The sequence below is a fragment of the Paractinoplanes tereljensis genome, assembly GCF_016862435.1.
GTDB classification, from domain to species: domain Bacteria; phylum Actinomycetota; class Actinomycetes; order Mycobacteriales; family Micromonosporaceae; genus Actinoplanes; species Actinoplanes tereljensis.
On the sequence record NZ_BOMY01000033.1, the window covers coordinates 354041 to 380362 of the forward strand.

General features: G+C 72.0%; 21 protein-coding genes. 15 read left to right on the forward strand and 6 right to left on the reverse strand.

Annotation, left to right across the window (positions count from 1 at the left end; translation table 11 throughout):
• Positions 1-67: 67 nt before the first annotated feature.
• Positions 68-937, forward strand: coding sequence for a class I SAM-dependent methyltransferase (locus Ate02nite_RS24430; protein ID WP_203809390.1), 870 nt, complete (start codon positions 68-70; stop codon positions 935-937).
• On the forward strand, positions 937-1524 hold the full coding sequence (locus Ate02nite_RS24435) for a TetR/AcrR family transcriptional regulator (protein WP_203809392.1): 588 nt from the start codon (positions 937-939) through the stop codon (positions 1522-1524). The genes Ate02nite_RS24430 and Ate02nite_RS24435 overlap by 1 nt, the downstream gene beginning before the upstream one ends.
• Here Ate02nite_RS24435 and Ate02nite_RS24440 read toward each other — a convergent pair.
• A complete protein-coding gene (locus Ate02nite_RS24440) occupies positions 1490-3514 on the reverse strand; it encodes an ATP-binding response regulator (protein ID WP_203809394.1) in 2025 nt (674 codons plus the stop codon). The two genes, Ate02nite_RS24435 and Ate02nite_RS24440, sit on opposite strands and share 35 nt — an antisense overlap.
• A gap of 75 nt (positions 3515-3589) precedes the next feature.
• Between Ate02nite_RS24440 and Ate02nite_RS24445 the strand changes: the two genes are divergently transcribed.
• Positions 3590-7360, forward strand: coding sequence for a PAS domain-containing hybrid sensor histidine kinase/response regulator (locus tag Ate02nite_RS24445; protein WP_203809396.1), 3771 nt, complete (start codon positions 3590-3592; stop codon positions 7358-7360).
• On the opposite strand, the gene Ate02nite_RS24450 is transcribed toward Ate02nite_RS24445, so the two are convergent.
• Positions 7347-8561: a sulfite oxidase gene (locus Ate02nite_RS24450; protein WP_203809398.1), complete on the reverse strand. Its 1215-nt coding sequence runs from the start codon at positions 8559-8561 to the stop codon at positions 7347-7349. The genes Ate02nite_RS24445 and Ate02nite_RS24450 overlap by 14 nt on opposite strands.
• Positions 8562-8599: 38 nt before the next feature.
• Entirely contained in the window at positions 8600-8809 is a 210-nt protein-coding gene (locus Ate02nite_RS24455) for a hypothetical protein (RefSeq protein ID WP_203809400.1), read from the reverse strand.
• Between the two features lie 164 nt (positions 8810-8973).
• Between Ate02nite_RS24455 and Ate02nite_RS24460 the strand changes: the two genes are divergently transcribed.
• Positions 8974-9819 (forward strand): tetratricopeptide repeat protein, encoded by an 846-nt coding sequence (locus Ate02nite_RS24460; RefSeq protein ID WP_203809402.1) that lies wholly within the window; start codon positions 8974-8976, stop codon positions 9817-9819.
• On the opposite strand, the gene Ate02nite_RS24465 is transcribed toward Ate02nite_RS24460, so the two are convergent.
• On the reverse strand, positions 9794-10201 hold the full coding sequence (locus Ate02nite_RS24465) for a MarR family winged helix-turn-helix transcriptional regulator (protein WP_203809690.1): 408 nt from the start codon (positions 10199-10201) through the stop codon (positions 9794-9796). The genes Ate02nite_RS24460 and Ate02nite_RS24465 overlap by 26 nt on opposite strands.
• A gap of 87 nt (positions 10202-10288) precedes the next feature.
• On the opposite strand from Ate02nite_RS24465, the gene Ate02nite_RS24470 reads away from it, so the two are divergent.
• From Ate02nite_RS24470 to Ate02nite_RS24490, 5 genes are all read left to right on the forward strand, one after another.
• A complete protein-coding gene (locus Ate02nite_RS24470) occupies positions 10289-12058 on the forward strand; it encodes an ABC transporter ATP-binding protein (RefSeq protein WP_203809403.1) in 1770 nt (589 codons plus the stop codon).
• A gap of 73 nt (positions 12059-12131) precedes the next feature.
• Positions 12132-12764, forward strand: a complete 633-nt coding sequence (locus Ate02nite_RS24475) for a hypothetical protein (protein WP_203809404.1) — start codon at positions 12132-12134, stop codon at positions 12762-12764.
• A 9-nt stretch (positions 12765-12773) separates the two neighbouring features.
• Positions 12774-13397, forward strand: a complete 624-nt coding sequence (locus Ate02nite_RS24480) for a nitroreductase family protein (RefSeq protein WP_203809405.1) — start codon at positions 12774-12776, stop codon at positions 13395-13397.
• 355 nt (positions 13398-13752) lie between these two features.
• A complete protein-coding gene (locus Ate02nite_RS24485; RefSeq protein WP_203809406.1) occupies positions 13753-14484 on the forward strand; it encodes a WD40 repeat domain-containing protein in 732 nt (243 codons plus the stop codon).
• Between the two features lie 31 nt (positions 14485-14515).
• Entirely contained in the window at positions 14516-15226 is a 711-nt protein-coding gene (locus Ate02nite_RS24490) for an NADPH-dependent F420 reductase (RefSeq protein WP_354262516.1), read from the forward strand.
• Here the strand turns inward: Ate02nite_RS24490 and Ate02nite_RS24495 are convergent.
• Both Ate02nite_RS24495 and Ate02nite_RS24500 read right to left on the reverse strand, forming a co-directional pair.
• Entirely contained in the window at positions 15207-16457 is a 1251-nt protein-coding gene (locus Ate02nite_RS24495; RefSeq protein WP_203809408.1) for a DUF4832 domain-containing protein, read from the reverse strand. The two genes, Ate02nite_RS24490 and Ate02nite_RS24495, sit on opposite strands and share 20 nt — an antisense overlap.
• 29 nt (positions 16458-16486) lie before the next feature.
• Complete coding sequence (locus tag Ate02nite_RS24500; RefSeq protein WP_203809409.1) at positions 16487-17338, reverse strand: LysR family transcriptional regulator; 852 nt, start codon at positions 17336-17338, stop codon at positions 16487-16489.
• Between the two features lie 83 nt (positions 17339-17421).
• Here Ate02nite_RS24500 and Ate02nite_RS24505 point away from each other — a divergent pair, with 83 nt between their 5' ends.
• From Ate02nite_RS24505 to fxsT, 6 genes are read left to right on the forward strand one after another with little or no spacing between them, the layout of a single operon-like run.
• Positions 17422-18270 carry an EamA family transporter gene (locus Ate02nite_RS24505; RefSeq protein ID WP_203809410.1) on the forward strand — a complete coding sequence of 283 codons (849 nt, stop codon included), beginning with the start codon at positions 17422-17424 and terminating at the stop codon, positions 18268-18270.
• Between the two features lie 60 nt (positions 18271-18330).
• Complete coding sequence (locus Ate02nite_RS24510) at positions 18331-18486, forward strand: hypothetical protein (RefSeq protein ID WP_203809411.1); 156 nt, start codon at positions 18331-18333, stop codon at positions 18484-18486.
• 6 nt (positions 18487-18492) lie between these two features.
• Positions 18493-20556, forward strand: a complete 2064-nt coding sequence (locus Ate02nite_RS24515) for an FxsB family cyclophane-forming radical SAM/SPASM peptide maturase (protein ID WP_203809413.1) — start codon at positions 18493-18495, stop codon at positions 20554-20556.
• A gap of 25 nt (positions 20557-20581) precedes the next feature.
• Positions 20582-21286 carry a TIR-like protein FxsC gene (locus tag Ate02nite_RS24520; RefSeq protein ID WP_203809415.1) on the forward strand — a complete coding sequence of 235 codons (705 nt, stop codon included), beginning with the start codon at positions 20582-20584 and terminating at the stop codon, positions 21284-21286.
• A complete protein-coding gene (fsxC, locus tag Ate02nite_RS24525) occupies positions 21283-22467 on the forward strand; it encodes an FxsC protein (RefSeq protein ID WP_203809417.1) in 1185 nt (394 codons plus the stop codon). Before Ate02nite_RS24520 ends, fsxC begins: the two co-directional genes overlap by 4 nt.
• The gene (gene fxsT / locus Ate02nite_RS24530) at positions 22460-26314 is read left to right on the forward strand and encodes an FxSxx-COOH system tetratricopeptide repeat protein (protein ID WP_203809419.1); all 3855 of its coding nucleotides are present in this window, start codon (positions 22460-22462) and stop codon (positions 26312-26314) included. Before fsxC ends, fxsT begins: the two co-directional genes overlap by 8 nt.
• Positions 26315-26322 lie beyond the last annotated feature (8 nt).

Sequence of the window (26322 nt, forward strand, 5' to 3'; positions counted from 1 at the left end):
AGGTCAACTGGATTTCCAAACGGGGACAGGCTAGAAAAATGGACGCTCGTTCATTATTCTCGGGACTGTGCAGAACAAGGCGAGCCGGACGGCGCAGCAGGTGGCCCTGTTCCGTGCGCTGGAGACGGCGCGCGGGCACGACCGGGTGTTCGACGACCCCCTCGCCGTGCGGTTTCTCGGCGGGGGCTATCGGCTGCTCGCGCGGGCCGCGAAGGTGCGGCCGGTCGGGCTGCGGCTGTCGCGGTTCATCGACACGCGCTGGCCCGGTCCGCGGCCGTCGGCGGTGGCGCGCACCCGGCTGATCGACGATCTGGTGCTGGAGAGCCTGGGTGGGGGAGCGCGGCAGGTGCTGCTGCTCGGGGCCGGCTACGACAGCCGGGCCTACCGGCTGCCGGGGATCGAGCGGGTCGCCGTGTTCGAGGCCGACCACCCGGCCACCCAGGCCGTGAAGCGCCGGCTGATCCGGGGTGCGGTGCGGCCCGAGCGAAGGCGGCACGTCCACTTCGTACCCGTCGATCTGCTGGTTGAAGATCTTGGGGAAGCGTTGCAGCGCAACGGTTTCGCGGCCCTGGAACCGACCGTGGTGGTGTGGGAGGGCGTGACCAACTACCTCACCGAGCCGGCCGTCGACCAGACCCTGCGGCGGCTCGCCGACCTGACCGCCACCGGCAGCCGGCTGATCCTCACCTACGTCGACCGCCGGGTGCTCGACGGGGTGATCGACGCCGGGCCGTGGCCGGAGGCGGTCAAGCGGCAGGGTGAGCCGTGGACGTTCGGGTTCGAGCCGGCTCGGCTCGGCGGCTACCTGGCCGAGCGGGGCCTGCGGCTGGAGCTTGACATGTCCACCCGGGACGCCGCCGACCGCTATCTCGAACCGCTCGGGCGGCACGAGCAGGCGGCCACGTTCTACCGGGTCGCGGCGGCGGAGATCCAGTAATGCCCAAGGTCAGCGACGAGTACCTGGCCGCCCGGCGGCGGCAGATCCTGGACGCGGCCGGCGCCTGCTTCGCCCGGGACGGCTTCCACCGCACGTCCATGCAGGACATCGTGCGGGAGTCGGGGATCAGCGCCGGCCTGGTCTACCGGTACTTCGCCGGCAAGGACGACGTGATCGCCGCGATCGTCACCGAGTGGCACGACCAGCGGCAGGTGTTCGCCGCCGGCTCGGTGGACGAGCGGGTCGGCGCCTACCTCGACTACCTGCGGTCGGTGGGCGCGCCTGAATCGGCCGACCGGCTGCGGCTCAGCGTGCAGATCTGGGCCGAGGCGGTGCGCAACCCGCGGGTGCGGGAGCTGTCCCGGCGCAATGTCGACGACCCGCGTACGGCGGTCGCGGCCCTGCTCGCCGGCGTGGCGCCGGGCTTCGACCCGGACGCGCTGGCCCGCATCCTGATCGCGCTCTACCAGGGGCTGCTGGTGCAGACCGTGTGGGACGAACAGGTCGACAACGAGGCCTACGTGACCACCGTCGCCGCCCTGCTCGGCGCCGTCATCGCGCCAGCGCCGCCTTCAGCGCCCCGGTGAGCTCGGCGCTGCTGAACGGCTTGGCCAGGATCGTCCGCCCGGGTTCCAGCGAGCGGCCGTTCTCGTCGATGAGCGCCTCGGCATAGCCCGAGATGAAGATGACCTTGGTGTCGGGGCGGTCGGTGAGGAAGCGGTGGGCCAGCTGGCGGCCGTCCATGCCGGGCATCACCACGTCGGTGACCAGGCAGTGGATCGGGTCCTGGTGCCGTTCGGCCACGATCAGGGCCTCGGCACCGCTCCCGGCGGTCAGCACCCGGTAACCGGCCTTCGCGATGAACCGGGCGGTCACCTCGCGCAGGTCCTTCTCGTCGTCGACGAGCAGCACGGTCAGGTCGCCGTTGGCCGGCTGCGGGCTGGCCGGCGTGACCGGTGCGGCGATCTCCCGGGCGCGCGGCGGCGCGTCCTCCGCGGCCGGGAGCCGGATCAGCACGGTGGTGCCCCGCCCCACCTCGGAGTCCAGGGTCAGGTCGCCGCCGGCCTGGCTGACCACGCCGTGCGCGGTGGCCAGGCCGAGCCCGGCGGTGCGGCTGCCGGCCTTGGTGGAGAAGAACGGCTCGAACGCGCGGGCCAGCACGTCCGGCGGCATGCCCCGGCCGTCGTCGGCGACCGTGATGGTGGCCTGGCCGTGCGCCGAGCGGCCGCTGGTGATGGTGATGGTGCCGCCCTCCGGCATGGCGTCGCGGGCGTTGTGGATCAGGATGTTCAGCAGCCGGTCGAGCAGCTTCGGGTCGATCCGCACGGCCGGCACGTCGCCGGGGCGCAGGTCCAGCTTGATGCCGGTGCCGGCCGCCTCGGCCAGGGTGCCGGCCGCGTTGGCCAGGAACGCGTCCAGGTCGACCAGCTCGGGCTGGCTGATCTCCCGGCGGCCGAAGGCGAGCAGCTGCTCGGTGAGCTTGGTGGCCCGTTCGCCGCCCTTGGTGACCTGGCCCAGGTCGTCGAGCAGCGCGTCGCCGGTGGCCTTGGTGAGCCGGCCGGCCTCGATCTCGTCGGTGATCTGCTCGATCGCCAGGGTGAGGAAGCCGAGCATCGCGCCCAGCAGGTTGTTGAAGTCGTGGGCCATCCCGCCGGCCATCCGGCGCAGGCTGTCCAGGCGTTCGGCGTCCCGGCGGCGGGCCTCGGCCTGCCGCTGGCGTACCTCCCAGCCGGCCCGTTCCTCGGCCGCCACCACGTCGGTGATGTCGTCGACCATCACCACCGCGCCGGACAGTTCGGCCTCGGCGTCGCGCACCGGCCGCAGGTGTACGCGCAGCCAGCGCGCCTCGCCGTCGGGGCGGACGATCCGGTTGCGGTAGCGGTGCTCGACCGCCTCGCCGGCGCCGGCGTGCACCACGGCCAGGGCCTCGTCGTGGGTCTCCGGGTCGAGCAGGCTGAGCCAGCCCCGGCCGAGCAGCCGGTCGGCCGGTTCGCCGGTGATCGCGGACAGTCGCGGGTTCACGTAGCCGGCGGTGCCGTCGGCCTCCAGCAGCACGATGCCGACGGGGGAGGAGGCGGCCATCGCCTCGAAGCGGCGTTCGGTGTGCCGCAGCGCCCGGACCTTCTCGACCAGCGTCGCGTTGATGGCGCGGGCGTGCACGGTGGCGAACTCGTCGGCCGGCCGCGGGGTGATCTCGACCGGGCCGTTGCGCAGCGCCACCTCGACCGCGTCGAGCAGTTCGCGCGGGTCGGCGCTGCGCAGCACCACCTGCGACACCCCGCAGGCCTCGGCGATCGGCCGGGTCTCCGGCTCGAGGTAGTTGGCCGTGTAGAAGATGACCGGGGCATGCGCGGCCTGCTGGTCGGGAGCGTTGCGCAGCCGGTGCACCATCTCCAGGCCGTCTATCCCGGGCATCAGCACGTCCGAGACGACCACGTCGGGGTGCCGGCTCTGGGCCAGGGCGAGCGCGTCGGCTCCGTCGCTCGCCTCAATAACCTCGTGCCCCCGGTATCCGAGCAGCATGGCCATCAATTCCCGGTTGGCCGCCACATCGTCCACAACCAGCACGGTCGCCACGGCATCCCCTCCCAGAGATCGCTCTCCTGGGAAGTTACCGCCGCAAACAACCTCCGAAGGTGATATTCCGGATATATGTCCCTTGCCCCGGGTGCCGCCGAGCGGCCGGCGTCCCGGCTCGGAACGATCTTCTCGCAGTCGATGGGTGCCCTGACCGGGCTGATCGGCGCCGCGATGCTGATCTTCGCGGCCCTGGCGCAGGAAAGCGGGCCGGGCGCCGCCGCATTCTGCCTGCTGCTGCTCGGCGCCGGAACCATCGGCCACGCCCGGCTCGCCGGGCCGCGCCGCCGCCGGGCCACCATGCTGCCGGCCCTGGCCGCAGCGGTCGCGATCGGGTCGGTGCTGGCCGGAACCGCGCCGGGCACCCAGGCCGGACTCGACCTGCCGCCCACCGCGATCGCCGCGTTCCTGCTGCTCGCGGTGGGCCAGGCCGAGCTGCTCGGCAGCGACCGGCCGCGGGCCGTCGCGACCGGCCAGGCCGCCGCCATCTGCGCCGGGGTGATCGGTGTCCTCACCATCTACAGCGGGCTGCTGCAGGCGCCCGCCCTGCCCGGTTACCGCAGCCTGCCGCTCGGCACCGCGATCGCGGTGATCGCGGCGGCCGCCGCGCTGCTGCCCGCCCCGGCCGGCACCGGCCTGGTCTGGGTGCTCGGCGACCGCACGGTCAGCGCCATGATGACCCGGCGGGTGCTGGCCGCCGCGATGATCGCGCTGCCGGTGGCCGGCTGGCTGGTGGACGCGGGCGACCGGGGAGCCGTGCTGGTCGCCGTGAACGTGGCCCTCGTGGTGCTGGTCAGCCTGGTCACCGGCTCCCGGGCGGCCCGGATGGAGGCGGCCGGCAGCGCGGCCCGGGTCGAGCTGAGCCGGCACGCCCAGCTGGCCACGATCATGCGGCACACCCCGACCGCATTCTTCATCAAGGGCCTGGACGGCCGCTACCGGATGGCCAGCGCGGCCTTCGAGCAGATGTACGACATCGCGCCCGGCACCGCGGCCGGCCGGCTGGACCGGGAGATCCACTCGGAGGAGAAGCTGGCCGAGATCGAACGCCGGGACCGGCTCGTGGTGGAGTCGGACGAGCCGCTGGTGTTCGAGGTCGAGCGCGGTAACCGGACGTTCGTGAAGACCGTCTTCGCGCTGCGCGACGAGCACGGCCAGGCGTACGCGGTCTGCGGGGTCAGCAGTGAGATCACCCAGCTGCGGGTCGCCGAGGGCAAGTTCAAGGCCCTGCTGGACGCCTCGCCGGAGGCGATGATCTGCATCGACGCCGGCGGCGTCGTGCTGCTCGCCAACGCGCGGGCCGTGCAGGTCTTCCGCTACCGGCGCGACCAGCTGGTCGGGATGGCGGTGGAGGACCTGATCCACCCGGACCAGCGGGACCGGTACCGCCGCGAGTTCCAGGCCGCGCCCGGCCCGCGGACGGTGGGCGAGGGCCTGCGGCTCACCGCGCTGTGCGGGGACGGCACCGAGTGCCCGGTCGAGATCAGCATGGCGGCGGTGGACGGCGAGGGTGGCTCGGTGGTGTTCGCGACCGTGCGGGACGTCACCGACCGGATCGCCCAGGCCCAGTCGGACGCGCAGCTGGCCGGGATCGTGGCCGCCTCCAGCGACGCGATCGTCTCCAAGACCCTGGACGGCACGATCCTGACCTGGAACCCGGGCGCGGCCCGGCTCTACGGTTACACCGCCGAGGAGATGATCGGCCGGGACGTCACGGTGATCCTGCCCGCCGACAAGCCGGACGAGGAACGCCGCCTGCTGGCCCGGGTGCGATCGGGCGAACTGATCAAACACCATGAGACCCGGCGGGTACGCCAGGACGGCACCACCATCTACGTGTCGCTGAGCATGGCGCCGATCCGCGACCCGAGCGGGATGATCGTGGGCGCCTCGACCATCTCGCACGACATCACCGCCGAGGTGGAGGCGGAGCAGCGGCTGCGGTTCGAGCGCGAGCAGTTCCAAATGATCATGACGGCGGCCAGCGACCCGTTCATCAGCATGGATTACCGGGGCCTGATCACCGAGTGGAACCGGCAGTCCGAGCAGGTCTTCGGCTGGAGCCGGGAACAGGTGCTGGGCCGGCACGTGGTGGACACGATCCTGCCCCGCGCCTACGGCAGCGCCCTCGACCGGGTCCTCGAGGGGCGCTGGGACTGGCTGCTCGACCGGCCCACCGAGATGGCCGCCGTCCGGTCCGACGGCACCCACCTGCCGATCGAGTTGACCATGTGGCGGGTCCGCCGCGACGACCGGTCCACCTTCCACGCGTTCGCCCGGGACATCACCGCCCGCCGGCAGACCGAACAGGCCCTGGCCCAGGCCCGCGACCAGGCGGTCGAGACCGCGCACCTGAAGTCGCAGTTCCTGGCCTCGATGAGCCACGAGATCCGCACCCCGATGAACGGCGTGATCGGCCTGTCCGGCCTGCTGCTCAACACCGACCTCAGGGACACTCAGCGCCGCTACGCGCAGGGCATCAACAACGCGGGGGTGGCCCTGCTGTCGGTGATCAACGACGTGCTCGACTTCTCCAAGCTGGAGGCGGGCAAGGTCGTCCTGGAACGGGCCGACTTCGAGATCGGCCGGCTGCTCGACGAGGTGGTCGGCCTGGTCGCCGACGTCACCGGGGCCAAGTCGCTGGTGGTCACCTCCCGCTGCCACCCGGACCTGGTCGCCCCGGTCAGCGGCGACCCCGGCAAGCTCCGCCAGGTGCTGCTCAACCTGGCCGGCAACGCGGTCAAATTCACCGCCGGCGGCCGGGTCACGGTCACCGCCACTCCGGCCGCCGGCGACTTCCCGGCCGGGCGGGTGCCGGTGCGGTTCGAGGTGTCCGACACCGGCATCGGGATCGACGCCGACCAGCAGGCCGGGTTGTTCGAGCCGTTCATCCAGGCCGACGCGAGCACCACCCGGCGGTTCGGCGGCACCGGGCTCGGCCTGGCCATCAGCCGGGAGCTGGTCGGGGTGCTCGGCGGCGAGATCGGGCTGACCAGCGAGGCCGGCAAGGGCAGCACGTTCTGGTTCACCGTGCCGCTGTGGCCGGCCGTGAACCCGGCCGGGAGGCCGCCCCACCCGGTCGAGGACACCGTGGTGGAGCTGCCGGCCGGCGGCGGGCACGTGCTGCTGGTCGAGGACAACGACATCAACCAGACCGTCGCCCTCGGCATGCTGGCCAACCTGGGCTGGACCGCCGACGTGGCCGGCGACGGCCGGGAGGCGGTACGGATGGCGGCGAGCCGGGACTACCAGGCCATCCTGATGGACTGCCTGATGCCGGAGATGGACGGGTACGAGGCGACCGCCGCGATCCGCCGGGCCGAGGGCGCCGACCGGCACGTGCCGATCATCGCGATGACCGCGGGCGCCCTGCCCGAGGACCGGGAACGCTGCCTGACCGCCGGGATGGACGACCACATCGCCAAGCCGCTGATGCCGGCCGGGATGGCCAAGGCCCTGGGGCGGTGGGCCCGCAAGGGCGTACGGGAGCAGATCCAGGCCCGGCTCGACCTGCTCCGCGGGGCGGGTGCCGCGCTCGGCCCGGCCGAGCTGGCCGCGCTGTTACGCCGGCTCAGCGCGCACGCCCCCGGTCACGTCGAGGAGATCGTCCAGGCGGTCGCGATGGACGACGTGGACCGGCTGCGCGAGGAGGCCCACCAGCTCAAGGGGGTGGCCGCGAACCTGGGCGCGCAGGACCTGGCTGACGTGTGCGACCGGCTCGAGCGGGCGGCCCGCGACGACGACCTGGACTCGGCCATCGAACCCCTGGCCGAGCTGCGGCCGCGCACCCGGGAGATGCTGGCCGCGATCGAGGCCATCCTCGGCGCTCTGGTTACGCTGCGGTGACCGGCACCCGCACCACCGCGTCGAACAGGTAGCCCAGGGTGTTGTGCCGGGCCACGTCGGGCTGGGTGTTGCCGCGCACGTCGGTGGCCCGGGCGAGAAGCTCGTGCGACCCGGCGGCCGGCTTCCAGTCCAATTCCCAGCGCTGCCAGGCTCCGCCGACCGGGCCGAACGGCCGGGCCCGGCGCCAGGTCGTGCCGCCGTCGGTGCTCACCTCGACCCGCCGGATCGGCCCGCTCGCCGACCAGGACCGCCCGCGCAGCGTGCTGCGCACCCCGGCCGGGAAGGTGGCCCCCGGGTCGAGCTCGAACGCGCTCTTGATGACCTGCCGGTCGAACGGCTGCCCCTCGGCCGGGTAGCCCTCCCCGAACAGTCGGTAGAACTGGGTGTTCCAGGGCGAGAACAGCGGCTCGGCGGACACCTCGATCCGGCCCACCCACTTGATCGAGGCGATGCCGATCCAGTGCGGCACGATCACCCGCACCGGGTAACCGTGGTCGGCCGGCAGCGGCTCGCCGTTCATCTCGTAGGCCAGCAGCACGTCGTCGAGGGCCTTGCCGATCGGCAGCGGGCGGCGCACCGGGCCGAGGTCGACCCCGCCGGTGACGTAGTGCGGGTCCAGGCCCTCGGGCTGCACGTCGACGGCGTGCGGGGCGAGGCCGGCCCGGCGCAGGACGTGCCCGAGGCGTACGCCCCGCCAGCGGGCCACGCCCACCGCGCCGAGCCCCCACGCCGTACCGGAAACGGTTTGGCCCTGTTGTTTGGTGTAGTAACTGCGACCGTTGCCGGCGCACTCGACCGCCACCGAGTGGCTCTCGGCCGGGAAGCGCTTGAGGTCGTCGAGACCGAAGGTGACCGGCCCGCCGCGCAGCCCGGCCCCGAAGATCTCGAGCCGCCAGGCCGCGCCGTCGATGATCGGGGTGCTGGTGTGGTTGCGCACGAAGAACCGGTCGATCGGCACGTGGAAGCCCTGATCGCGCAGCGCCGACCAGCGCATCTCGGCGTTGGTGCCGAAGACGGTGAACAGCTCGGGCGGCAGCGGCTTGACGATCGGGCCGACGGCCGCGGCCGCCGCCGACGCGGGCAGGGCCGCTACCCCGCCGAGGACGGCACTCAGGGCGAGGAAGTCCCGCCGGGAGAACCCGCGGGCCTGGCCGGCCGTCCACTGCCGCAGTCGCCGCTCGTCGTACCCCACCTCATCCATGGCCGTCACTCTATCGGGCCGATGGGAGATGGGGTAGATCAGACCGTCACATCGAAGCGGGTGCGTCCGTGCACCTGGGCGTACTCGTGCCGGCTCTCGACGATCGCGGCCTTGTCGGCGGCGATCACCCGCTGGTCGGCGCCGGCCATGGCGTCGGCGTTCAGCCGCCGCCAGTCGGTGGTCAGGTGGATCGAGGCGATGTGTGATTCCCAGCGGGTGCCGTCGGTGTTCCCGATTCGCATGCTCATCGTGGTCTCCCTTCGCTCCGGTTTTGCAACCGCTTGCATCGGTTGGCCGCACCCGCCGGTTGAGAATCGTCCCGGTGACGTGGACCACATTCGCAACCAGAGGCAACCGGAGCGCTCCCGATGATCTTCGCGGGTCGGTGGTCCGGCCGCCGAACGTGTCCCTCGTGCATACCGAACTCCTCCTCGATCAGGCCGGCTCGCTGCTGACCAGCGGCCGGGCCGGCCAGGCCGCGACCCTGCTCGCTCCCGTCGTCGGGGAGCAGCCCGGCAACGTGGATGCCTGGCTGCTGCTGGCCCGCGCCCACCTGGAACTCCGGCAGCCGGCCGAGGCGTTGAACGCGGCCCGGCACGCCCTGCAGCTCGAGCCGAACGGCGTCGAGGCGCTGTACTGGGTGAGCGCCGCCTACACCGCGTCCGGCCGGCACGACATGGCCATCACCGCGGCGTCGGCCGGCTGCTCCGAGGACCCGGGTAACCCGCGCCTGATCGAGCGGCACGGCCGGGCCCTGCTCGCGGCCGGCCGGGTCACCGAGGCCGAGCGGGTGATGGCGGCCGGGGCGGAGTTCGCGCACTACGACGCCGACCTGCACGTCGCGCACGGGGTGGCGCTGTTCGCCGCCGGGCGCCCGCTGAGCGCCCGCGAGGCGCACGGCCGGGCCCTGCACCTCGAACCCGGCCATGGCCGGGCCGAGACCGAGCTGCGCCGGATCACCACGGCCGAGCAGAGCATCGTCGACGCCGAGTCGCTGGTGCGGATCACCGACGACTTCGCCGAGTCGATGCGGATCCCGGCCGGCGGCATCCGCCCGCATGCGGCGCCGGTGTCCGGGGTGCTCACCCACCTGTCCGCGGTCGCCTTCGCGGTCTGCATCGTGGCGCTGCTGGGGCTGGGTCTTCTCGACCGGGTCTTCGGGGTCGACGTGCCGTCGTTCCTGACCCTGGCCCTGCTGTGCGCGGCCGGTTCGGCCGCGTGCGCGACGGCGATCAGCCGGATGAAAGCTTCCGCATAAGCCGGGACAGGTCGGCTCGCTCCGTGTCGTCCAGGACGGCGAAGAACCGGTCGCCCTCGGCGAGCCGGGCCGCCTGGATCTCGGCCGCCGCCGAGGACCCGGCCGGGGTGAGGGTCAGTAACGTGGCCCGGCGGTCGTCCGGGTCGGGCAGCCGGGCGGCCAGGCCCAGCCGGGTCAGGTCGTCGGCGACCTCGGTGGCGGTGCGCGGCGCGATCCGCAGGTGGTCGGCGAGCGTGCTCAGTCGCACGTCGCCGTGCCGGGACAGCACGCTCAGCGCGCGGGCGAGCGAGGGGGAGAGGTCCCACGGTTCCAGAGCCACCCGGGTGCGGTGCCGCAACCGCCGGGCCACCGCCCAGAACGCCTCCGCGAGGCTGTCCTCGATCTCCACCCGGAATACGCTAGCAGCAACTCCTGTTCCTACCTCAAGATGAGGTAACCTCAGTAATATACTGACGAACAGGAGACGCACTTGGCTCGCCCATCCGGAAAGAAACCCACCGCCGCCGAGAAGGCACAGGCCCGCGAGGTGTCGCTGCGCCGCATCGGCTCCCTCTTCACCACCCACCGCGTGTCACTCGGCATCGTCGTACTGATCATCGTGGTCTCGTCCATCGTCGCGATGGCCTCCCCGTTCCTGCTGCGCGCCGTCATCGACGACGCGTTGCCGCACGCCGACGTACGGCTGCTGGTCTGGCTGGTGATCGGCATGGTCGCGGTCGCCGCGGTGACCGCCGCCCTCGGCGTCGTGCAGACCTGGATCTCCACCGCCGTCGGCCAGAAGGTCATGCACCGGCTGCGCGTCGACGTCTTCACCCACCTGCAGCGCCAGTCGATCGGGTTCTTCACCCGCACCCGCACCGGCGAGGTGCAGTCGCGCATCACCAACGACATCGGCGGCATGGAGGCCGTGGTCACCTCGACCGCCACCTCGATAGCGTCGAACCTCACCACCGCGGTCGCCACCGCTGTCGCGATGGCCGCGCTGTCCTGGCAGCTCACCCTGGTCTCGGTGATCGTGCTGCCGCCGGCCATCTACCTGTCCCGGCGGGTCGCCCAGATGCGCCGCGAGATCACCGCGCAGCGCCAGCGCGAGCTCGCCGACCTGAACGTGACGATCGAGGAGGGCCTCTCGATCAGCGGCGTCCAGCTGGCCAAGACCATGGGCACCGCGCCGGCCCTGATCGAGCGGTTCACCGGCTCGTCGACCCGGCTGATCGACCTGGAGCTGCGGTCCGAGCTGGCCGGGCGCTGGCGGATGGCGTCCATGTCGATCGTCTTCGCCGCCATCCCGGCCGTCATCTACCTGGCCGCCGGCCTGCCGTTCACCCGGGGCACGATGAGCATCGGCACCCTGGTCGCCTTCACCGCCCTGCAGGCCGGGCTGTTCCGCCCGCTGATGGGCCTGCTCAACGTGGGTGTGCAGCTGACCAGCTCGCTCGCTCTGTTCGCTCGCATCTTCGAGTACCTGGACCTCACTGTCGACATCCAGGAGCCGGCGTCACCACGCAAGATCAAAGACCCCGGAGGCCACCTGCGCTTCGAGGACGTCACCTTCGCCTACCCCGGCGCTGACCAGGCCGCCATCGCCGGCGTGAGCCTCGACGTCCCGGCCGGCACAAGTCTGGCCCTGGTGGGGGAGACCGGCTCCGGCAAGAGCACCCTCGCGGCGTTGATCGCCCGGCTCTACGACCCGACCGCCGGCCGGATCACCATCGACGGGGTCGACCTGCGCGACCTCGCCCTGGCCGACCTCACCGCGATCGTGGGCGTGGTCAGCCAGGAGACCTACCTGCTGCACACCAGCGTCCGGGAGAACCTGCGCTACGCCCGCCCGGACGCCACCGACGAGCAGATCGAGGCGGCCGCCCGGGCCGCGCAGATCCACGACCGGATCGCCGCCCTGCCGGACGGCTACGACACCCAGGTCGGCTCGCGCGGGCACCGGTTCTCCGGCGGCGAGAAGCAGCGCATCGCCATCGCCCGCACCCTGCTGCGCGACCCGCGCATCCTGGTGCTCGACGAGGCCACCAGCGCCCTGGACAACGAGACCGAGCGGGCCGTCCAGCGCGCCTTCGACGAGCTGGCCCGGGGCCGCACCACCGTCACCATCGCGCACCGCCTGTCCACCATCCGCGACGCGGATCAGATCGTGGTCGTCGACCACGGCCGCGTCCTGGAGACCGGCACCCACGACGCCCTGGTCGGCGCCGGGGGCCGTTATGCGGCCCTGGCCGGCTGAATCCTCAACCGGCCCCGTCGATTACCGATACCGCTGGCAACCTCCTGAGCAGCGTGAGAAAGGACCAGCGACGGTGCCGCAGACCCTCCGTGAAATGCCGATCCGGGCCGACAAGTGGCGGCCCACCGACCCGGTACTGGAAGGCCTCATCCGCCGGTGCGCCTCCGACGCGGAGGCCGGCGCCGCCCGCGACGGCGTCCGCGAGTACATGGCCGGCGCGATGATCCTGTCCGTCGTGTTCGTGGGCCTGCTGCTGGCCGGGGTCGGCCCCGGCGCGGCCATCATGATCCCGCTGCTGCTGTTCGGCGCCGGCGCCATGTACATGGTGCTGAACACCAAGCCGGCCGCGGCCGACCGGGCCGGCGCCCTGGCCCCGATCGGCGGCGCCGGCAGCCTGCCGGCCGGTTACCTGGTGCACCCGGTGTCCTGGGCGGCCGGCATGCGCGAGTACACCGCCGGCGTGCCGCAGTCGCAGCTGCGCGCGGCCGTCGAGCTGTGCCGCAGCTTCCCCGGCTCGGTCAACGACCTGCTGATCTTCACCGGCTCGATCGCCGCCCAGCTGCCCGCCCCGAAGCACCCGCTGACCCCCGAGGACGTCGTGCACCGCACCCGCGACCTGGTGCACGTGGGCATGCCGATCATCAAGGACTTCAACGAGAAGTACCCGAAGCCCCTCGCCGTCACCTCCGGCAAGAAGAAGAAGTAGGGTCCGGCCATGCCGGAACCGCTCTCCGTGCAGGACGCCCTGCACAGCACCCCAGCCCGCCGTTACCTGTCGCCCGAGCCGATCAGCGACGAGATCATCCGAGAGCTGCTGGACGCCGCCGTGCGCGGCCCCAGCGGCGGAAACTCCCAGCGCTGGGCGTGGATCGTGGTCCGCGACCCGGAGGTCAAGGCGAAGATCGCCGAGTACTACCTGGAGGGCTGGAACAAGGCCTACGGGTCGCGCCGCGAGCAGATCCTGGCCGACCCGGAGGGGATGAGCGCGGCCAGCTTCAACGCCGCCGATCACCTGGCCAACCACCTGGCCGAGGCGCCCGTCTGGATCTTCCCGGTCCTGCTCGGCGCGGCCAAGTCGCAGAACCCGCGGCTGGGTTCGTCGATCTACGGTGCCGTTCAGCAGCTGATGCTGGCCGCTCGGGCGCACGGCATCGGCACCACCCTGACCACGCTCTACATGGCCCACGAGGCCGAGGTCCGCGACCTGCTGGGCCTCCCGGCCGACGCGCTGACGATGGCTCTGATCCCGCTCGGTTACCCGGCCAAGGGCCGCTGGTCCCAGCCGAAGCGACGGCCGCTCGACGAGGTCGTCTTCTTCGAGAAATTCCAGACCCCTTAGCCGTACGCCCTACGCAGAGTCCCGCCGCTTCGCCCGGCGCCGTCGCTGGTCACCCCCGGTGCCGCAGCCGCCGGGCGGAGCGTGAGCATTCGCTCACAAAAAATCGCTCCGGCTCTTGCTATGGAGGTATCCATACTCGAATATGGCTTTGCACCTCGTTCGGGCCATTTTGCCGTGGCGGCGGCTCGTAATCTGGGGATCAGAAATCGGCACCCAATCTCTGGCAACAGTCACGTCCTTCAGCGGCGACGGCCGCCTGCTCGCAACGACCTCTCCCAATGGCGACCTGAAACTGTGGACCGTCGACTCCCCCCGACGACCACAACTGCTCACCCGTCTCCGTGACCGCTATCGCGTGGTCGCGGCCGCGTGGCATCCGGTGACCACCGGCATCCTGGCGACCCTGTCGACGAACGGCCGGGTCACCGTCTGGGAGCTCGACGGTGACCGACCGCCGACCGCCCTGCTGTCGCTGCGGTCGCCGACCTCGGGCCCGGCCCCACTGACCTGGCTGCCGGACGGCCGCTACCTGGCGTCCGCCCCGGCCGACGGCGTGGTCAGCGTCTGGAACGTCGAGACCAGCGTGCGGCACGCCCAGATCCTCGGCCGCCCGTCGGCCTGCCTGGCCCTGCACGCCGCCCCCGACGACATCCTGCACGGCGCCTACCAGGACGGCACGCTGCGCCGTACCAGCCCGCTGCTGCAGCCCGGCCGGCCCGGCTCGCAGCAGTTCAAGCCGATCACCGCGGCGGCCTGGTCGCCGACTGGCCAGACCCTGGCGGTGGCCCACCACGGCGGTTTCTTCGAGGTCCACAACGAGGATCTGTACGTGCGGTGGACCGGCCAGGTGCCGACCCCCGCCCCGCTGATCCTGGCCTGGCACAACGACACCGCGGTGGTGGTGGCCGAGCGCACCGGCCGCACCCTGTCCGCCTTCGACACCACCGGCACGCTGCTGTGGGAACGTGCACTCACGCCGGTGCCGGCGGCCATGTCGGTGGCGGGCGACCTGCTGGCCGTGGGCTGCTTCAACTTCGCCCCGATCGTGGTCGACCTGAACACCGGCTCGTTGCTGTCCGGCGGCTAGGACAGGCCCTGGACGTAACCGGCGTCACGAAATGGCAACCAACGATCCGGGGTTGCCCACAGGCATGACGACTGTGGGATTCATCGGTAGTGGGCAGATCGGCGGGACCGTGGCGCGACTGGCCGCGAAGGCCGGTTACGACGTCGTGGTGAGCAACTCGCGCGGGCCGGAGACCCTCGCCGACCTGGTGGCCGAGCTCGGACCCCAGGGGCGGGCGGCCACTGCGGCCGCGGCCGCGGCCGCCGGGGACATCGTGGTGGTCAGTGTGCCGTTCCACGCGCACAGCAAGCTGCCGGTCGAGGAGCTGGCCGGCAAGGTCGTGCTGGACACCGACAACTACTACCCGCAGCGCGACGGGCAGGTGGCCGAGATCGACGAGGGCCGGCTGACCAGCGCCGAGGTCGAGCAGCAGCACCTGAAGGCGGCCAAGGTCGTCAAGGTGTTCAACAACATCTTCTTCAAGCACCTGGGCAACCTGGCCCGCCCGCAGGGCGCGGACGACCGCACCTCGCTGACCATCGCCGGGGACGACGCCGAGGCCAAGCAGGCCGCGACGGCGTTCCTGGACGCGATCGGCTACGACGCGGTCGACGTCGGCCCGCTGAGCGAGAGCTGGCGGGTCGAGCCCGGCCAGCCCGCGTACGGCCCGCCCTACGGCACCTTCGAGGACCCGATCGGCACCCCGGCGAGCGCCGAGGCCGTGCGGACCGCGGTGGCGGCGGCTAGCCGACCCGCAAACTGATTCCGAGCTGGTTGACACCGGCGTTCCATACGCCGGTGTTGGCCAGCTGGATCGCGTACGCCGGGGTCTTGGCCAGCCGGGCCGACGGGTCGGGCAGGGCGAGCGACAGCGGGTACGAACCGGCGCGGGCCGGCGCCTGGAAGCTGACCGTCAAAGTCACCGACTTCCCGGGCGTGAAGGTGCGCACGTCGACCGGCACGGTGACCGCGGTGCCGCCCACCATCAGGCGCACCGGGCGATTCTGGGCCGGGGCCGCGTACCCGTCGTTGGTGAGGGTGATCCGTGCGGAGACCGAGGCGCCTCGCTTGGCCGTGGCCGGCAGGATCGCGCTGGTCAGGCGAAGGCGATAGCCGAGCCGGCGGCTCGCCGTGGCGAGCCCGGCATCGCCCCACGAGGCCAGCACGTCGGCGTTGAACGACGGGTTCAGGTAGGTCCAGTGGTAGGCCGCCAGCTCGGCGGACGCGCCGGCCCAGCCGGACCGCTCGGACGGGTCGCAGGTCTCGCCGCCGACCAGGATGTTCTGCGCGGCCAGCCAGGCCCGGTCGTCGGCCGCGGTGAACGTGCCGTAGTCGTCGGTGCCGGCCAGGAAACAGTCGTCGTGCACGCCCACGCGCGCGACCGCCGGGGCGAGCGTGCGCTTGTACTGCGGCGTGCGCACCTGCACCGGCGTCGTCGACGCGGTGGCGGCGAGCAGCGCGTTGAGCACCTGCTGGCGCCCGGCGGTGTCGGTGAGCGGGAAGTTCCGCGAGTAGTACCACTCGCCCCACGTGCCGATGAAGCCCGCTTGCACCGCGACCAGCAGGTCGGCGTTGCCGGTGAGGATCGGCTTGAGCTGGGCGATGTGCTTGAGCACCCGGGCCGGTGGCGCGTCGCCGTCGTCGGTCGAGGTGTAGGCGAACCGGACCACCAGCTTCACCCCGGCGGTCCGGGCCGCCGCGAAGTCGGCCCGGATCAGCGCCAGATCGGCCACCGAAATCGTATCGACGTCCCGGTATTTCTCAAGGTAGAAGATGCGGTAGACGACGGTGTGGCCGGCCTCGGCGACCAGCGGCGTGTAGGCGGTCCCGGCGGCCAGGTGCGTCTCGGTGTAGGTGAAGAAGCCGCGCCCCGGATTCGGGATGTCGGCCGCCGACGCGGAGTAGCGCACGGTCTTCGCCGAGCTCGGCGCGGCGACCGCGACACCCGGGGTGAGCAGGACCAGTGCGGCGGTAGCCGCGGGAAGCAAACGCATGGTCGGACCTATCGGCCCGGCGTCTTCGCTCATGAGCGAAGAAGGCCGATCACCAGGGCGAGCGGCGGCCAGGCGGTCCGGCCGCGGCGACTGACCGCGTACGCGCGGAGCTCGACCACCGGGGCTCGCAGCGGCAGCACCTCGACGCCCGGGACGACGCTCTCGGCCGCGGGCAGCAGCCCCACCCCGAGCCCGGCCACGATCAGGTCCTGCACGAGGTCGAGGCTGTCGCAGCGGTGCACGATCCGTGGTGTGAACCCGTTGAGCGCGGCGAGGGTGCGGGCCACCTCCTCGTCGGCGGTATTGCGCGAGTTGACGATCCAGTCCCGCCCCCACGCGTCGGCGAGCGCCGTCCCGGCCGGCACGGCCAACCCCCACGGCACGGTCCAGAGCGGCCGGGTCTCGTACCGGTCCGGGAAGGCGACCGGCGCCAGGTTGTAGTCGTAGGTCAGCGCCAGGTCGACGTCGTCGGAGTCGAGCAGCGCGAACGCCTCGAACGGCTCGTGCTCGTGGATCAGCAGCCGCACCCCGGGGTGGTCGCGGGCCAGCCGGGCCTGGGCCGGCAGCAGGGTGCGCCGGATCGCGGTGGCGAACCCGGCCACCCGCAGGTCCCCGGCCGGCGAGGCGGCCGGGTCGAGGTCGAGGCGGGCCGCCTCCACCGCGGCCAGGATGGTCACCCCGTGCGCGGCCAGCCGGCGCCCGGCCGGGGTGAGCCGCACCCGCCGCCCGTCCGGCTCGACGAGGGTGGCGCCGGTGTCCCGGGCCAGGATCGCGAGCTGTTGCGACACGGTCGAGGTGGTGAGCTCCATCGCCTCGGCGACCTCCCGCATCGACCCGAGCCGGGCGAGCTCGACGAGTAACCGCAGCCTGCGCGTCTCCACCCGGACATTGTGCGGAAACCCCGAACGGTATGTCCAGTATCGGCACGTGGACGCGAACAGTCTGGGCCCGTAGAACCGAAGGCATGACGAGGGGAACCGCACTGGCCGTGGCCGCCATGCTGACCGTGCAGGCCGGCATCGCGGCCAGCGTCGGCCTGATCGACCAGATCGGCGCCGAGGGGGCTGCCTGGCTGCGCCTGTCCTGGGCCGGCCTGCTGCTGCTCATCCTGATCCGCCCCCGGGCCCGTGACTTCACCCGGCGCGACCTGGGCGCCACCGCGCTGCTCGGGGTCGCCACCGCCGGGGCCACCATCCTGTTCATGGCGGCGGTGGGCCGGTTGCCGCTCGGCACTGCCAGCGCGATCGAGTTCCTCGGCCCGCTCGGCGTGGCCGTCGCCCAGAACCGCCGCAGCCTCATCTGGCCGGCCTGCGCCGCGGCCGGCGTCCTGCTGCTGACCACACCGTGGGAGGGCGGGGCCGATCCGCTCGGGGTTCTTTACGCGCTCGGCGCGGCCGTCTGCTGGGGCGCCTACATCGTCCTGACCCAGAAGGTCGGCGACCGGGTCGACGGACTCAAGGGCCTGGCGGTGTCGATGCCGATCGCCGCGCTGGTGGCCACGTTGACCGTCGGTCCGTCCACACTGGTCGATCTGACCGCCCCGCAACTTCTGCGGGGAGCCCTGCTCGGCGTGTTGTTGCTCATCGCGTACGGCATGGAGATGCTCGCCCTGCGCCGCCTGACGACGGCCGCCTTCGGCACGCTGATGGCGCTGGAGCCGGCCTTCGCCCTGCTGATCGGGGCCGTCGGCCTGCACCAGATCCCGGGGATGGCCGGCGTAGCCGGCGTCACTCTGGTGGTGGCCGCTGGAATAGGCGCGACCCGCGGCGGGGCCCGCGTGCCAAGCGGATCACCAACGGTGGCCGTGACATGACCTCGAGTGTTGTCTATGCTCGCAACGGCCGTACCTGAGCGGTCGTTTGGGGGACAAGACGTGGAACGCTCCACCTCGGAGACTCCGGCGCCGCTCGAGGAGGCACGCCGCAAGCCGATCGACCGGATCGACCGCGCGACGTCGGCATTGATCGTCCACCGGGTCACCAGGCGTGACCGCCCCGAGGTGACCCCCGCCTTCCAGTCCTCGGTCTGACCCGGGGTGGAGATCCCGTGGCGTCCGTTGCGCCACTTCGTTCTGAAGGTCGCGAGTCGCTGTGATCTGGCGTGCGACCACTGCTACATCTATGAGCACCGGGACCAATCGTGGCGCGGGCGGCCGCCGGTCATGAGCATGGCGACCGTGCGGGCGGCGGCGGGCCGGATCGCCGAGCACGCCCGTGACCACGACCTCGCCTCGGTGTCCGTCGTTCTGCACGGCGGGGAACCGCTGCTGCTCGGCGCGGCGCGTCTCCGCGAAGTGCTCACCGAACTGCGGGAGACCATCGGCGCGGCGTGCGAGCTGCGGCTGCGTATGCAGACCAACGGCGTACGCCTGGATGCCACGACCGCCGATGTTCTGCTCGCCGCCCGGGTCAAGGTGGGGGTTTCACTGGACGGCGACCGGGCCGCCAACGACCTGCATCGCCGGTTCCGCACCGGCGCGACCAGCCACCCGCAGACCCTGCGCGCTCTCGCGCTGCTGCGCGAACCCCGATACCGCCCGCTGTACGCCGGGCTGTTGTGCACGGTGGACGTGACCGCCGACCCGATCGCCGTCCACGACGCCCTGATGGCGCAGGAGCCACCCCGGATCGACCTACTACTCCCGCACGCCACCTGGGACGACCGGCCCCCACCCGGCGACTACGCGGCCTGGCTCCTCGCCGTGCACGAACGCTGGGTCGCGGCCGGCCGGCCGGTGCCGATCCGGATGTTCGACTCGATCCGATCCCTCGGCCTCGGCGGTCCCAGCGGCACGGAGGCGCTCGGCCTCGACCCCGGCGACATCGTGGTGATCGAGACCGACGGCGCCTGGGAGGAACCTGACTCGATGAAGACCACCACGGACGGCGGCGGCGCCACCGGACTCGACGTCTTCTCCGCCTCCGCCGACGAGGTGACCGGACTGCCCGCGATGCGTCGCCGTCGCGGTGGGCTGGCCGTACTGTCCGCCACCTGCCAGGTGTGCGCGGTGGTGCGCCAGTGCGGTGGCGGGCTCACCGCGCACCGCTACCGGGCGGTCAACGGCTTCGACAATCCGTCGGTCTACTGCGACGACCTCAAGGAGGTCATCATCACCGTCAACGAACGGCCCGCACCCACCGGCGACCTGGATCCCCTCCCGCCGGACGTGTTCGACCAGCTGGGATACGGATTCGGCGACGCCGACGCGGTCGGCGTGCTCGTCGACGCCGAACTGGCGATCAACCGCGCCCTGGTCAGCGAGGTGGCGTCGCTCGCCGGTGACTGGAAGACCCTGCCCGACCTGGAACGGCGAGCGCCCGAGGCGTTCAACCGCGCCATCGGCGCACCCTTCGTCCGGGCCTGGGCAGTGACCTGCCTGGACGAGGAGAACGCCGACCCGGACTACGGGCGGCTCGGCCTGCTCGCGGCCGAAGTGGAACGGCCGGCCGCCGCCCGGTTCGTCGACCTCGGTGGGGTGCCGGTGCGGCTGGAGGACACCGATCCGTACCGCAGCCGGTACGGGCAGTACGCGGTGGCCGGCCCGGACACCGACGTGACCGCCTGGCAGACGGTGCTGACCGAGGCCTGGGAGTGGGTACGGCGGGACGCACCCGGACACGTCGCCGGGCTGCGCCGGGGCGTCAAGGCGATCACCCCGTTGATCCCCGCGACCGACGGCACCCTGCGCAGCGCCACGTCCCGGCACGCCTTCGGGGCACTCGGCATCGCCTGGACCGGCGACCCGGCCGCGATGGCCGTCATGCTCGTGCACGAGTTCCAGCACACCAAACTCGGCGCCGTCCTCGACGTCGTCGACCTCGTCCCGGACCGGGCCGTCTACCAGACCCTGCGGGTCGGCTGGCGACCCGACCCGCGCCCGGTCGAGGCGGCGCTGCAGGGCACGTACGCCCATCTGGCCATCGCCGACATGTGGCGCCGCCGTACCGAGCGGGGCCTGCCCGGCGCCCGGGAGTACTACCTGATGTATCGCGACTGGACGGTCGCCGCGCTCGCCGGGCTGCGGACCGGTGATCTGCTCACCGGGGCCGGCCGCCAGTTCGTCGGACGGATGGCCGAGACAGCCGACGGCTGGTCGTGACCGATTGCCCACGCGTGGTTGACTGATGTTGCTCAGTTCTGGGGAGGCGAGGGCACAGCGGGTGACCGAGGCGTTCGAGAATGAGGATCCGGCCGCGCCGGTCTTCTTCCTGAGCTATTGGCGCCCCAAGCCGCCGATGCAGGGAGTCGGCCTGCCCCGCGAGGCCAACCGGTTCGTCACCCGGTTCTTCGACGATCTCACCGCCGACGTCAACGACCTGATCGGCTCGGTGCCCGGCCGCGATCCCGGCTTCCTGGACGTGGCCGGCGAGGGCGGCGAGCGGTGGCGGGAGCGCCTGCTGCGCGCGGCCGGCACCTGCCAGGTGTTCATCTGCCTGTTGTCGGTGCCCTACCTGCACCACAGTGAATGGTGCGCCCGCGAGTGGGACCTGTTCGCCCGCCGCAAGGTCAAGCCCCGCAGCCCGGAGGCCGACCCGGCCGAGAGTGCCATCATCCCGGTGCTGTGGACCCCGATGACCGGCCGCATCCCGCCGGTGGTGGCCGAGGTCAACTACTTCATCCCGACCCGGCTGTCGGCCGACGACCGGGCCGCCTACCTGGCCGAGGGCCTGCTCGGCCTGCTCAAGACCGGCCAGGAGAACGTCTATCAGGCGATCGTGTGGCGGATCGCGCAGCACGTGGAGCGGATTCGCCGCGGCTACTGGGTGCCCCCGTTGTACCTGGAGCGCGAGGATGACCTGCACACCACGTTCGAGAGGGGTGGCCCGTGACGTCGCGCTACTACTTCTACCTCTCCTACGGGCACTCGGTGCGCCTGCGCGCCGATGACCGGCCCGACACCGATCACTGGGCCGGCCAGCTGTTCAACGAGCTGTCGGCCGAGGTCGCCAAGCTGGTCAAGGTGGACCCGGTCACCCCGGTCGGCTACTACGACGACCTGGTCAACCCGATGACCGACTGGAAATCGACCCTCTCCGGCGTTCTCAGCGTCACCGACGTGTTCGTGGCGCTCTATTCGCCCGGCTACTTCAACAAGTCCTGGCCGCTCCGCGAACGTGCGTCGTTCACCGGCCGGTTCGGCGACGCGGCCGCCGCCGAGCAGTTCGTCCTGCCGGTGCTATGGGTGCCGTGGCCGCGCTGGGAGCATGAGGCCGAACGCGCGGCGGCGCTACGGCTCGGTGCCCGGGTTCCGGAGTACGCCGAGGAGGGCCTGCAGGCGATGGCCCGGCTCGCCATGTACCGCCGGCAGTACCGCACGGTCGTACAACGACTGGCCAAGGACATCGTCGCGGCCGCCGCCATCGCGCCGAGGCCGGCACCGCCGGCCGTCGCCATCGACGAGATCGAGATCGAGCCGGCCCGGTCCACCGAGATCCAGTTCACCGTCGGCGTGCTTGCCCCGTCCCGCACCGATCGGCCCAGCGGCCGCACCGCGGCACCGTACGGCCCGACCCCGCGCAGCTGGAACCCGTACCGCGGGGTGCAGAAGTTCCCGGTGGCGGAGTACGTCGCCAATGTGGCCGAACGGCTGGGCCAGCCGGCCCGCATCGCCGACCGGGCCACCGACCTGAGTCACCTCGGCGACGGCGCCGCCCTGGTGCTGATCGACCCGTGGCTGGCCGGTACCACCGCCGGCCGGCAGCGGCTGCGCGAGCTGGCCGAGCGACTGCCGGCCTGGGCGACCGTGCTCCTGGTCGCCGACCACGAGGATCCGGAGTACGCCACGCGCGGCGCCCGGCTCCACCAGGCGGTGACCGCTACGCTGACAGCCGCCGGAGTGGCCCTGAGCCGGATCACGCTCATCGTGGACATCGCCCGGCTGGTCGACCGGCTCCCGTCGATCATCGATACGGCCTGCACCGTGTACCGGAAGAACGCCCCGGTCTTCCTGCCCAAGGGCGCCGACCGCGCCCTGCCGCGGATCGCCGGGGGAGAGGGATCAGATGCTTGAGGAGACCGGCGGCAAGGTCGTCACGTTCTACTCCTACAAGGGTGGGACCGGCCGCACCATGGCCCTGGCCAATGTGGCCTGGATCCTGGCCGCCAACGGCAAGCGGGTCCTGGTCGCCGACTGGGACCTCGACTCGCCCGGACTGCACCGCTTCTTCCGGCCGTTCATCGACCCGGGGGCGCTCGCCTCGTCCGGTGGCGTCGTCGAGCTGGTCCGCCGGTACGAGCAAGAGACCATGCGCGACGTGGAACAGCGCCCGGACGACTGGCAGCGCGAGTTCGCCCGGGTCAGCCAGCAGGCCTTCACCATCAACTGGCCGCATTTCCCCGGCGACGGCCGGATCGACTTCCTGCGCGCCGGCAGCCAGGACCAGAACTACGCGCGCAGCATCTACGAGCGGGACTGGGACGAGTTCTACGAGCGGTACGGCGGTGGTCAGCTGTTCGACGCGCTGCGCGACGACATGCGGGCGCACTACGACTACGCGCTGATCGACAGCCGCACCGGCTGGAGCGACGTGGCCGGCATCTGCACCGTCCACATGCCGGACATCCTGGTCGACTGCTTCACCTTCAGCGAGCAGGGCATCGACGGCGCCGCCACGGTCGCCGCGAACGTCACCCGGCTCAAGGGCCGCCGCGACATCCGCATCCTGCCGGTGCCGATGCGGGTCGACCTCGCCGAGAAGAAGCGCGCCGACGCCGGCCGGCTTGCCGCGCGGCAGCGCTTCGCCGACCTGCCCAGCGCCCCGAGCCCGGCCGCGCGGGACGCCTACTGGTCCACCGTCGAGGTTCCCTACCAGCCCTACTACGCCTACGAGGAGACCCTCGCGACGTTCGGCGACCGGCCCGGCTCGCGTACCTCGTTGCTGGCCGCCTACGAGACCATCGCCGGGTACATCACCGACGGCGAGGTGACCGGGCTGCCGCCGATGGACGAGCAGCTGCGCGAGCGTATCGCCGCCCGGTTCGTGCGTCAGTCGGTGCTGCCGGAGACCACGGTGGCCCTGCGGCACGCGATCGAGGACCGGCTGTGGGCCGAGTGGATCGCCCAGGTGCTGCGCACCGCCGGGATCACCGTCAACCTGGTCACCCTCGGGATCGACGCCGACAATGTGCCGATGCCGAACGGCCGGCCACTGATCCTCGTCTCGCCGGCCAACGCCGGTCCGGCCCGGCAGCTCGACAGCGACCAGAGCCCGCCGCTGCTGGTCTACGTGGCCGACGTGCGGCCGCTGCGCGGGCACGCCGAGGGCGGATCGACCTTCCTGGTCGGACAGCCCGAGGAGGAGGCCGTCACCAGGCTGCTCAAGCTGGTCGGGCACTCCGACGAGGGGTTCGACCGGGCCCGGGTCGGACTGCGCTATCCGGGACGGGCGACGGTGCTGTTCAACGCGCCGATCCGCAACGTTCAGTTCACCGGCCGTGAGGACGACCTGGTCAAGCTGCGCACCCAACTGGAGGACTCCAGCAACCCGGTGGTGCTCTCCGGTGTGTCGGTCGCGCTGCAGGGCATGGGTGGTGTCGGCAAGACCCAGGTCGCTATGGAGTACGCGCACCGCTTCCGCAACGCCTACGACTTCGTCTGGTGGATCAACTCGGATCCGGTGACGTTCATCGACGCCCAGCTGTCCGACCTCGGCCGGGAACTCGGCCTGCCCGGCAGCGGCAGCATCGCCGAGCAGGCCCGCGCGGTCCTGCAGGCGCTGTCGCGTGGTGCGTCGCTGCCCCGCTGGCTGGTCATCTTCGACAACGCCGAGGACGTCCACACGGTCACCCGGTTCCTGCCCAGCGGCCCCGGCGGTCACGTGATCATCACGTCCCGGGTCACCAACTGGGCCGACATCGAGAGCATTCCGGTGGACGTGTTCGACCGCCGGGAGAGCATCGTCCACCTGCGGCGGCGGGTGCCGACGATGCGGACCGAGGACGCCGGCCGGCTGGCCGAGGCGCTGGGCGACCTGCCGATCGCGGTGGCCGCCGCCGGTGCCTGGCTCGCCGATACCGGCAAGCCGGTCGCCGAGTACCTCAGCTACCTCGAGGAGTACGGCCCGGCCGACCTGGAACCCATCTGGGACCTGTCCCTGAAGCGGCTCCAGGAGCGCTCGCCGGCCGCGTACCGCCTTCTGCAGCTCTGCTCGGTGATGGCGCCCGAGGTCCCGCTGGACCTGGTCTACGGCGACCGGATGGCCGGACTGTTGCACAGCCTCGATCCCGAGGTGGCCGACTCGATGTACCGGGGCAAACTGGTCCAGGACCTCAACCGGCTGGCCCTGCTCAAGGTCGACGTCGGCGGCGGCCAGATCCTGGTGCACCGGATCGTGCAGCACGTCGTGCGGCAGCGGATGACCGGGGAGCAACGCGACCAGGCCCGGCGGGAGGTCCACCTGGTGCTCGCGGCGGCCCGCCCGTCCGGTGAGGTCGACGACACCACCAACTGGCCGCGTTATCGCCGGATCTGGCCGCACATCGAGGTGGCCCGGGTCGCCGAGTCCCGGGTGGAGAGCGTCCGCAAGCTGATCATCGACCGGGTGCGCTACATCGGACTCTCCGGCGGCTTCAGCGACGGCCGTCGCATCGGTGAGGACTACGTCCGCCGGTGGGAAAGACTCCGCGAGTCGATCGCCGACCCCGCCGAGCGCGACGTGTTGAGCCGGCAGCTGCTGCAACTGCGGTTCAACGTGGCCAACATCCTGCGGGACGTGGCCGATTTCGAGGGGTCCCGGTCACTGGACGAGGCCACCCTCGCCGAGCAGCGAATCCTGGTCGGCGAGCATCACCCGCACACGCTGATCACCGCGGGCAGCCTCGGTGCCGACCTGCGCGCGCTCGGCCGCTACGCCGACGCCCGCAAGCTGGACGAGGAGACCACCGCGGCCTGGACCGACAACTTCGGCGAGGACCACCCGCGCAGCCTGAACGCGCAGAACAGCCTGGGTGTGTCGCTGCGGCTGTCCGGTGACTTCCGGGCCGCCCGGGACCGCGACCGGCAGGTGTTCGCCCGGACCAGCATGGTTCTCGGCCGCCTGCACATCCTCACCCTCATCTCCGGCGGCAACCTAGGCCGGGACCTGCGCGAGGCCGGCGAGTACGAGGAGTCCCTGGCCCTGCTGCGCGACATTTACGGCCGGCACCAGCAGGCCAGCGGCAACGACTCGCCGAGCACGTTCACCGCGATGACCAACCTGGCGGTGTCGGAGCGCAGCGCGGGGCGGGCCTACGACGCGGCCGAGCACCTGGAACGTGCCTACGAGAACCTGAACGATCTGCTCGGTCCGGACGCGCCGGCCACGCTCACCTGCCGCCTCAGCCGGGCGGTCAACCTGCTCGCGGTGGGCGAACCGGCCAGCGCGCGGGCCGAGCTGATCGAAGTGGAGCAGCGCTACCGGGAGAAGTTCGGCGACGAGCACCCGTACACCCTGATCTGCGTCAGCAACCAGGCCGCGGTGGTCCGGGCCATGCAGGACCTGGACGTGGCGCGGCAGTTGGCCGAGCGGGCGGCCGACGCGCTGGAGGTGGTGCTGGGACTGGAACACCCGTACACCTTGGCGGCCCGGATCAACCAGGCCATCTTCATGGCCGAATGGGGTGCCGTGCCGCAGGCGTTCGAACTGCTCGAGCCGGTCGCGGCCCGGGTCGACCGGATCATCGGCCCGGAGCACCCGGACGCGGTCCGCTGCGCCGCCAACCTGGTTCTGCTGCGCCGTGACCTCTACGGCCCGGCGCCGGACGACTACAACGACGTGCTGCAACGGCTGGCCCGAGTGCTCGGCGCGGCCCACCCGGCCGTCGAGGCCCTGCGGGAGCGCCGCTACCTGCACCGCACCCTCGACCCGCACCCGTTCTAGCGCGAGCC

What these genes read in the sequence shown, in the direction of transcription:
- Ate02nite_RS24450 (WP_203809398.1), bottom strand. Translation starts at nt 8,561, where the DNA reads ATGGATGAGGTGGGGTACGACGAGCGGCGACTGCGGCAGTGGACGGCC.
- fxsT (WP_203809419.1), top strand. Translation starts at nt 22,460, where the DNA reads ATGCTTGAGGAGACCGGCGGCAAGGTCGTCACGTTCTACTCCTACAAG.
- Ate02nite_RS24435 (WP_203809392.1), top strand. Translation starts at nt 937, where the DNA reads ATGCCCAAGGTCAGCGACGAGTACCTGGCCGCCCGGCGGCGGCAGATC.
- Ate02nite_RS24520 (WP_203809415.1), top strand. Translation starts at nt 20,582, where the DNA reads ATGTTGCTCAGTTCTGGGGAGGCGAGGGCACAGCGGGTGACCGAGGCG.
- Ate02nite_RS24480 (WP_203809405.1), top strand. Translation starts at nt 12,774, where the DNA reads ATGCCGGAACCGCTCTCCGTGCAGGACGCCCTGCACAGCACCCCAGCC.
- Ate02nite_RS24455 (WP_203809400.1), bottom strand. Translation starts at nt 8,809, where the DNA reads ATGAGCATGCGAATCGGGAACACCGACGGCACCCGCTGGGAATCACAC.
- Ate02nite_RS24445 (WP_203809396.1), top strand. Translation starts at nt 3,590, where the DNA reads ATGTCCCTTGCCCCGGGTGCCGCCGAGCGGCCGGCGTCCCGGCTCGGA.
- Ate02nite_RS24490 (WP_354262516.1), top strand. Translation starts at nt 14,516, where the DNA reads ATGGCAACCAACGATCCGGGGTTGCCCACAGGCATGACGACTGTGGGA.
- Ate02nite_RS24495 (WP_203809408.1), bottom strand. Translation starts at nt 16,457, where the DNA reads ATGCGTTTGCTTCCCGCGGCTACCGCCGCACTGGTCCTGCTCACCCCG.
- Ate02nite_RS24505 (WP_203809410.1), top strand. Translation starts at nt 17,422, where the DNA reads ATGACGAGGGGAACCGCACTGGCCGTGGCCGCCATGCTGACCGTGCAG.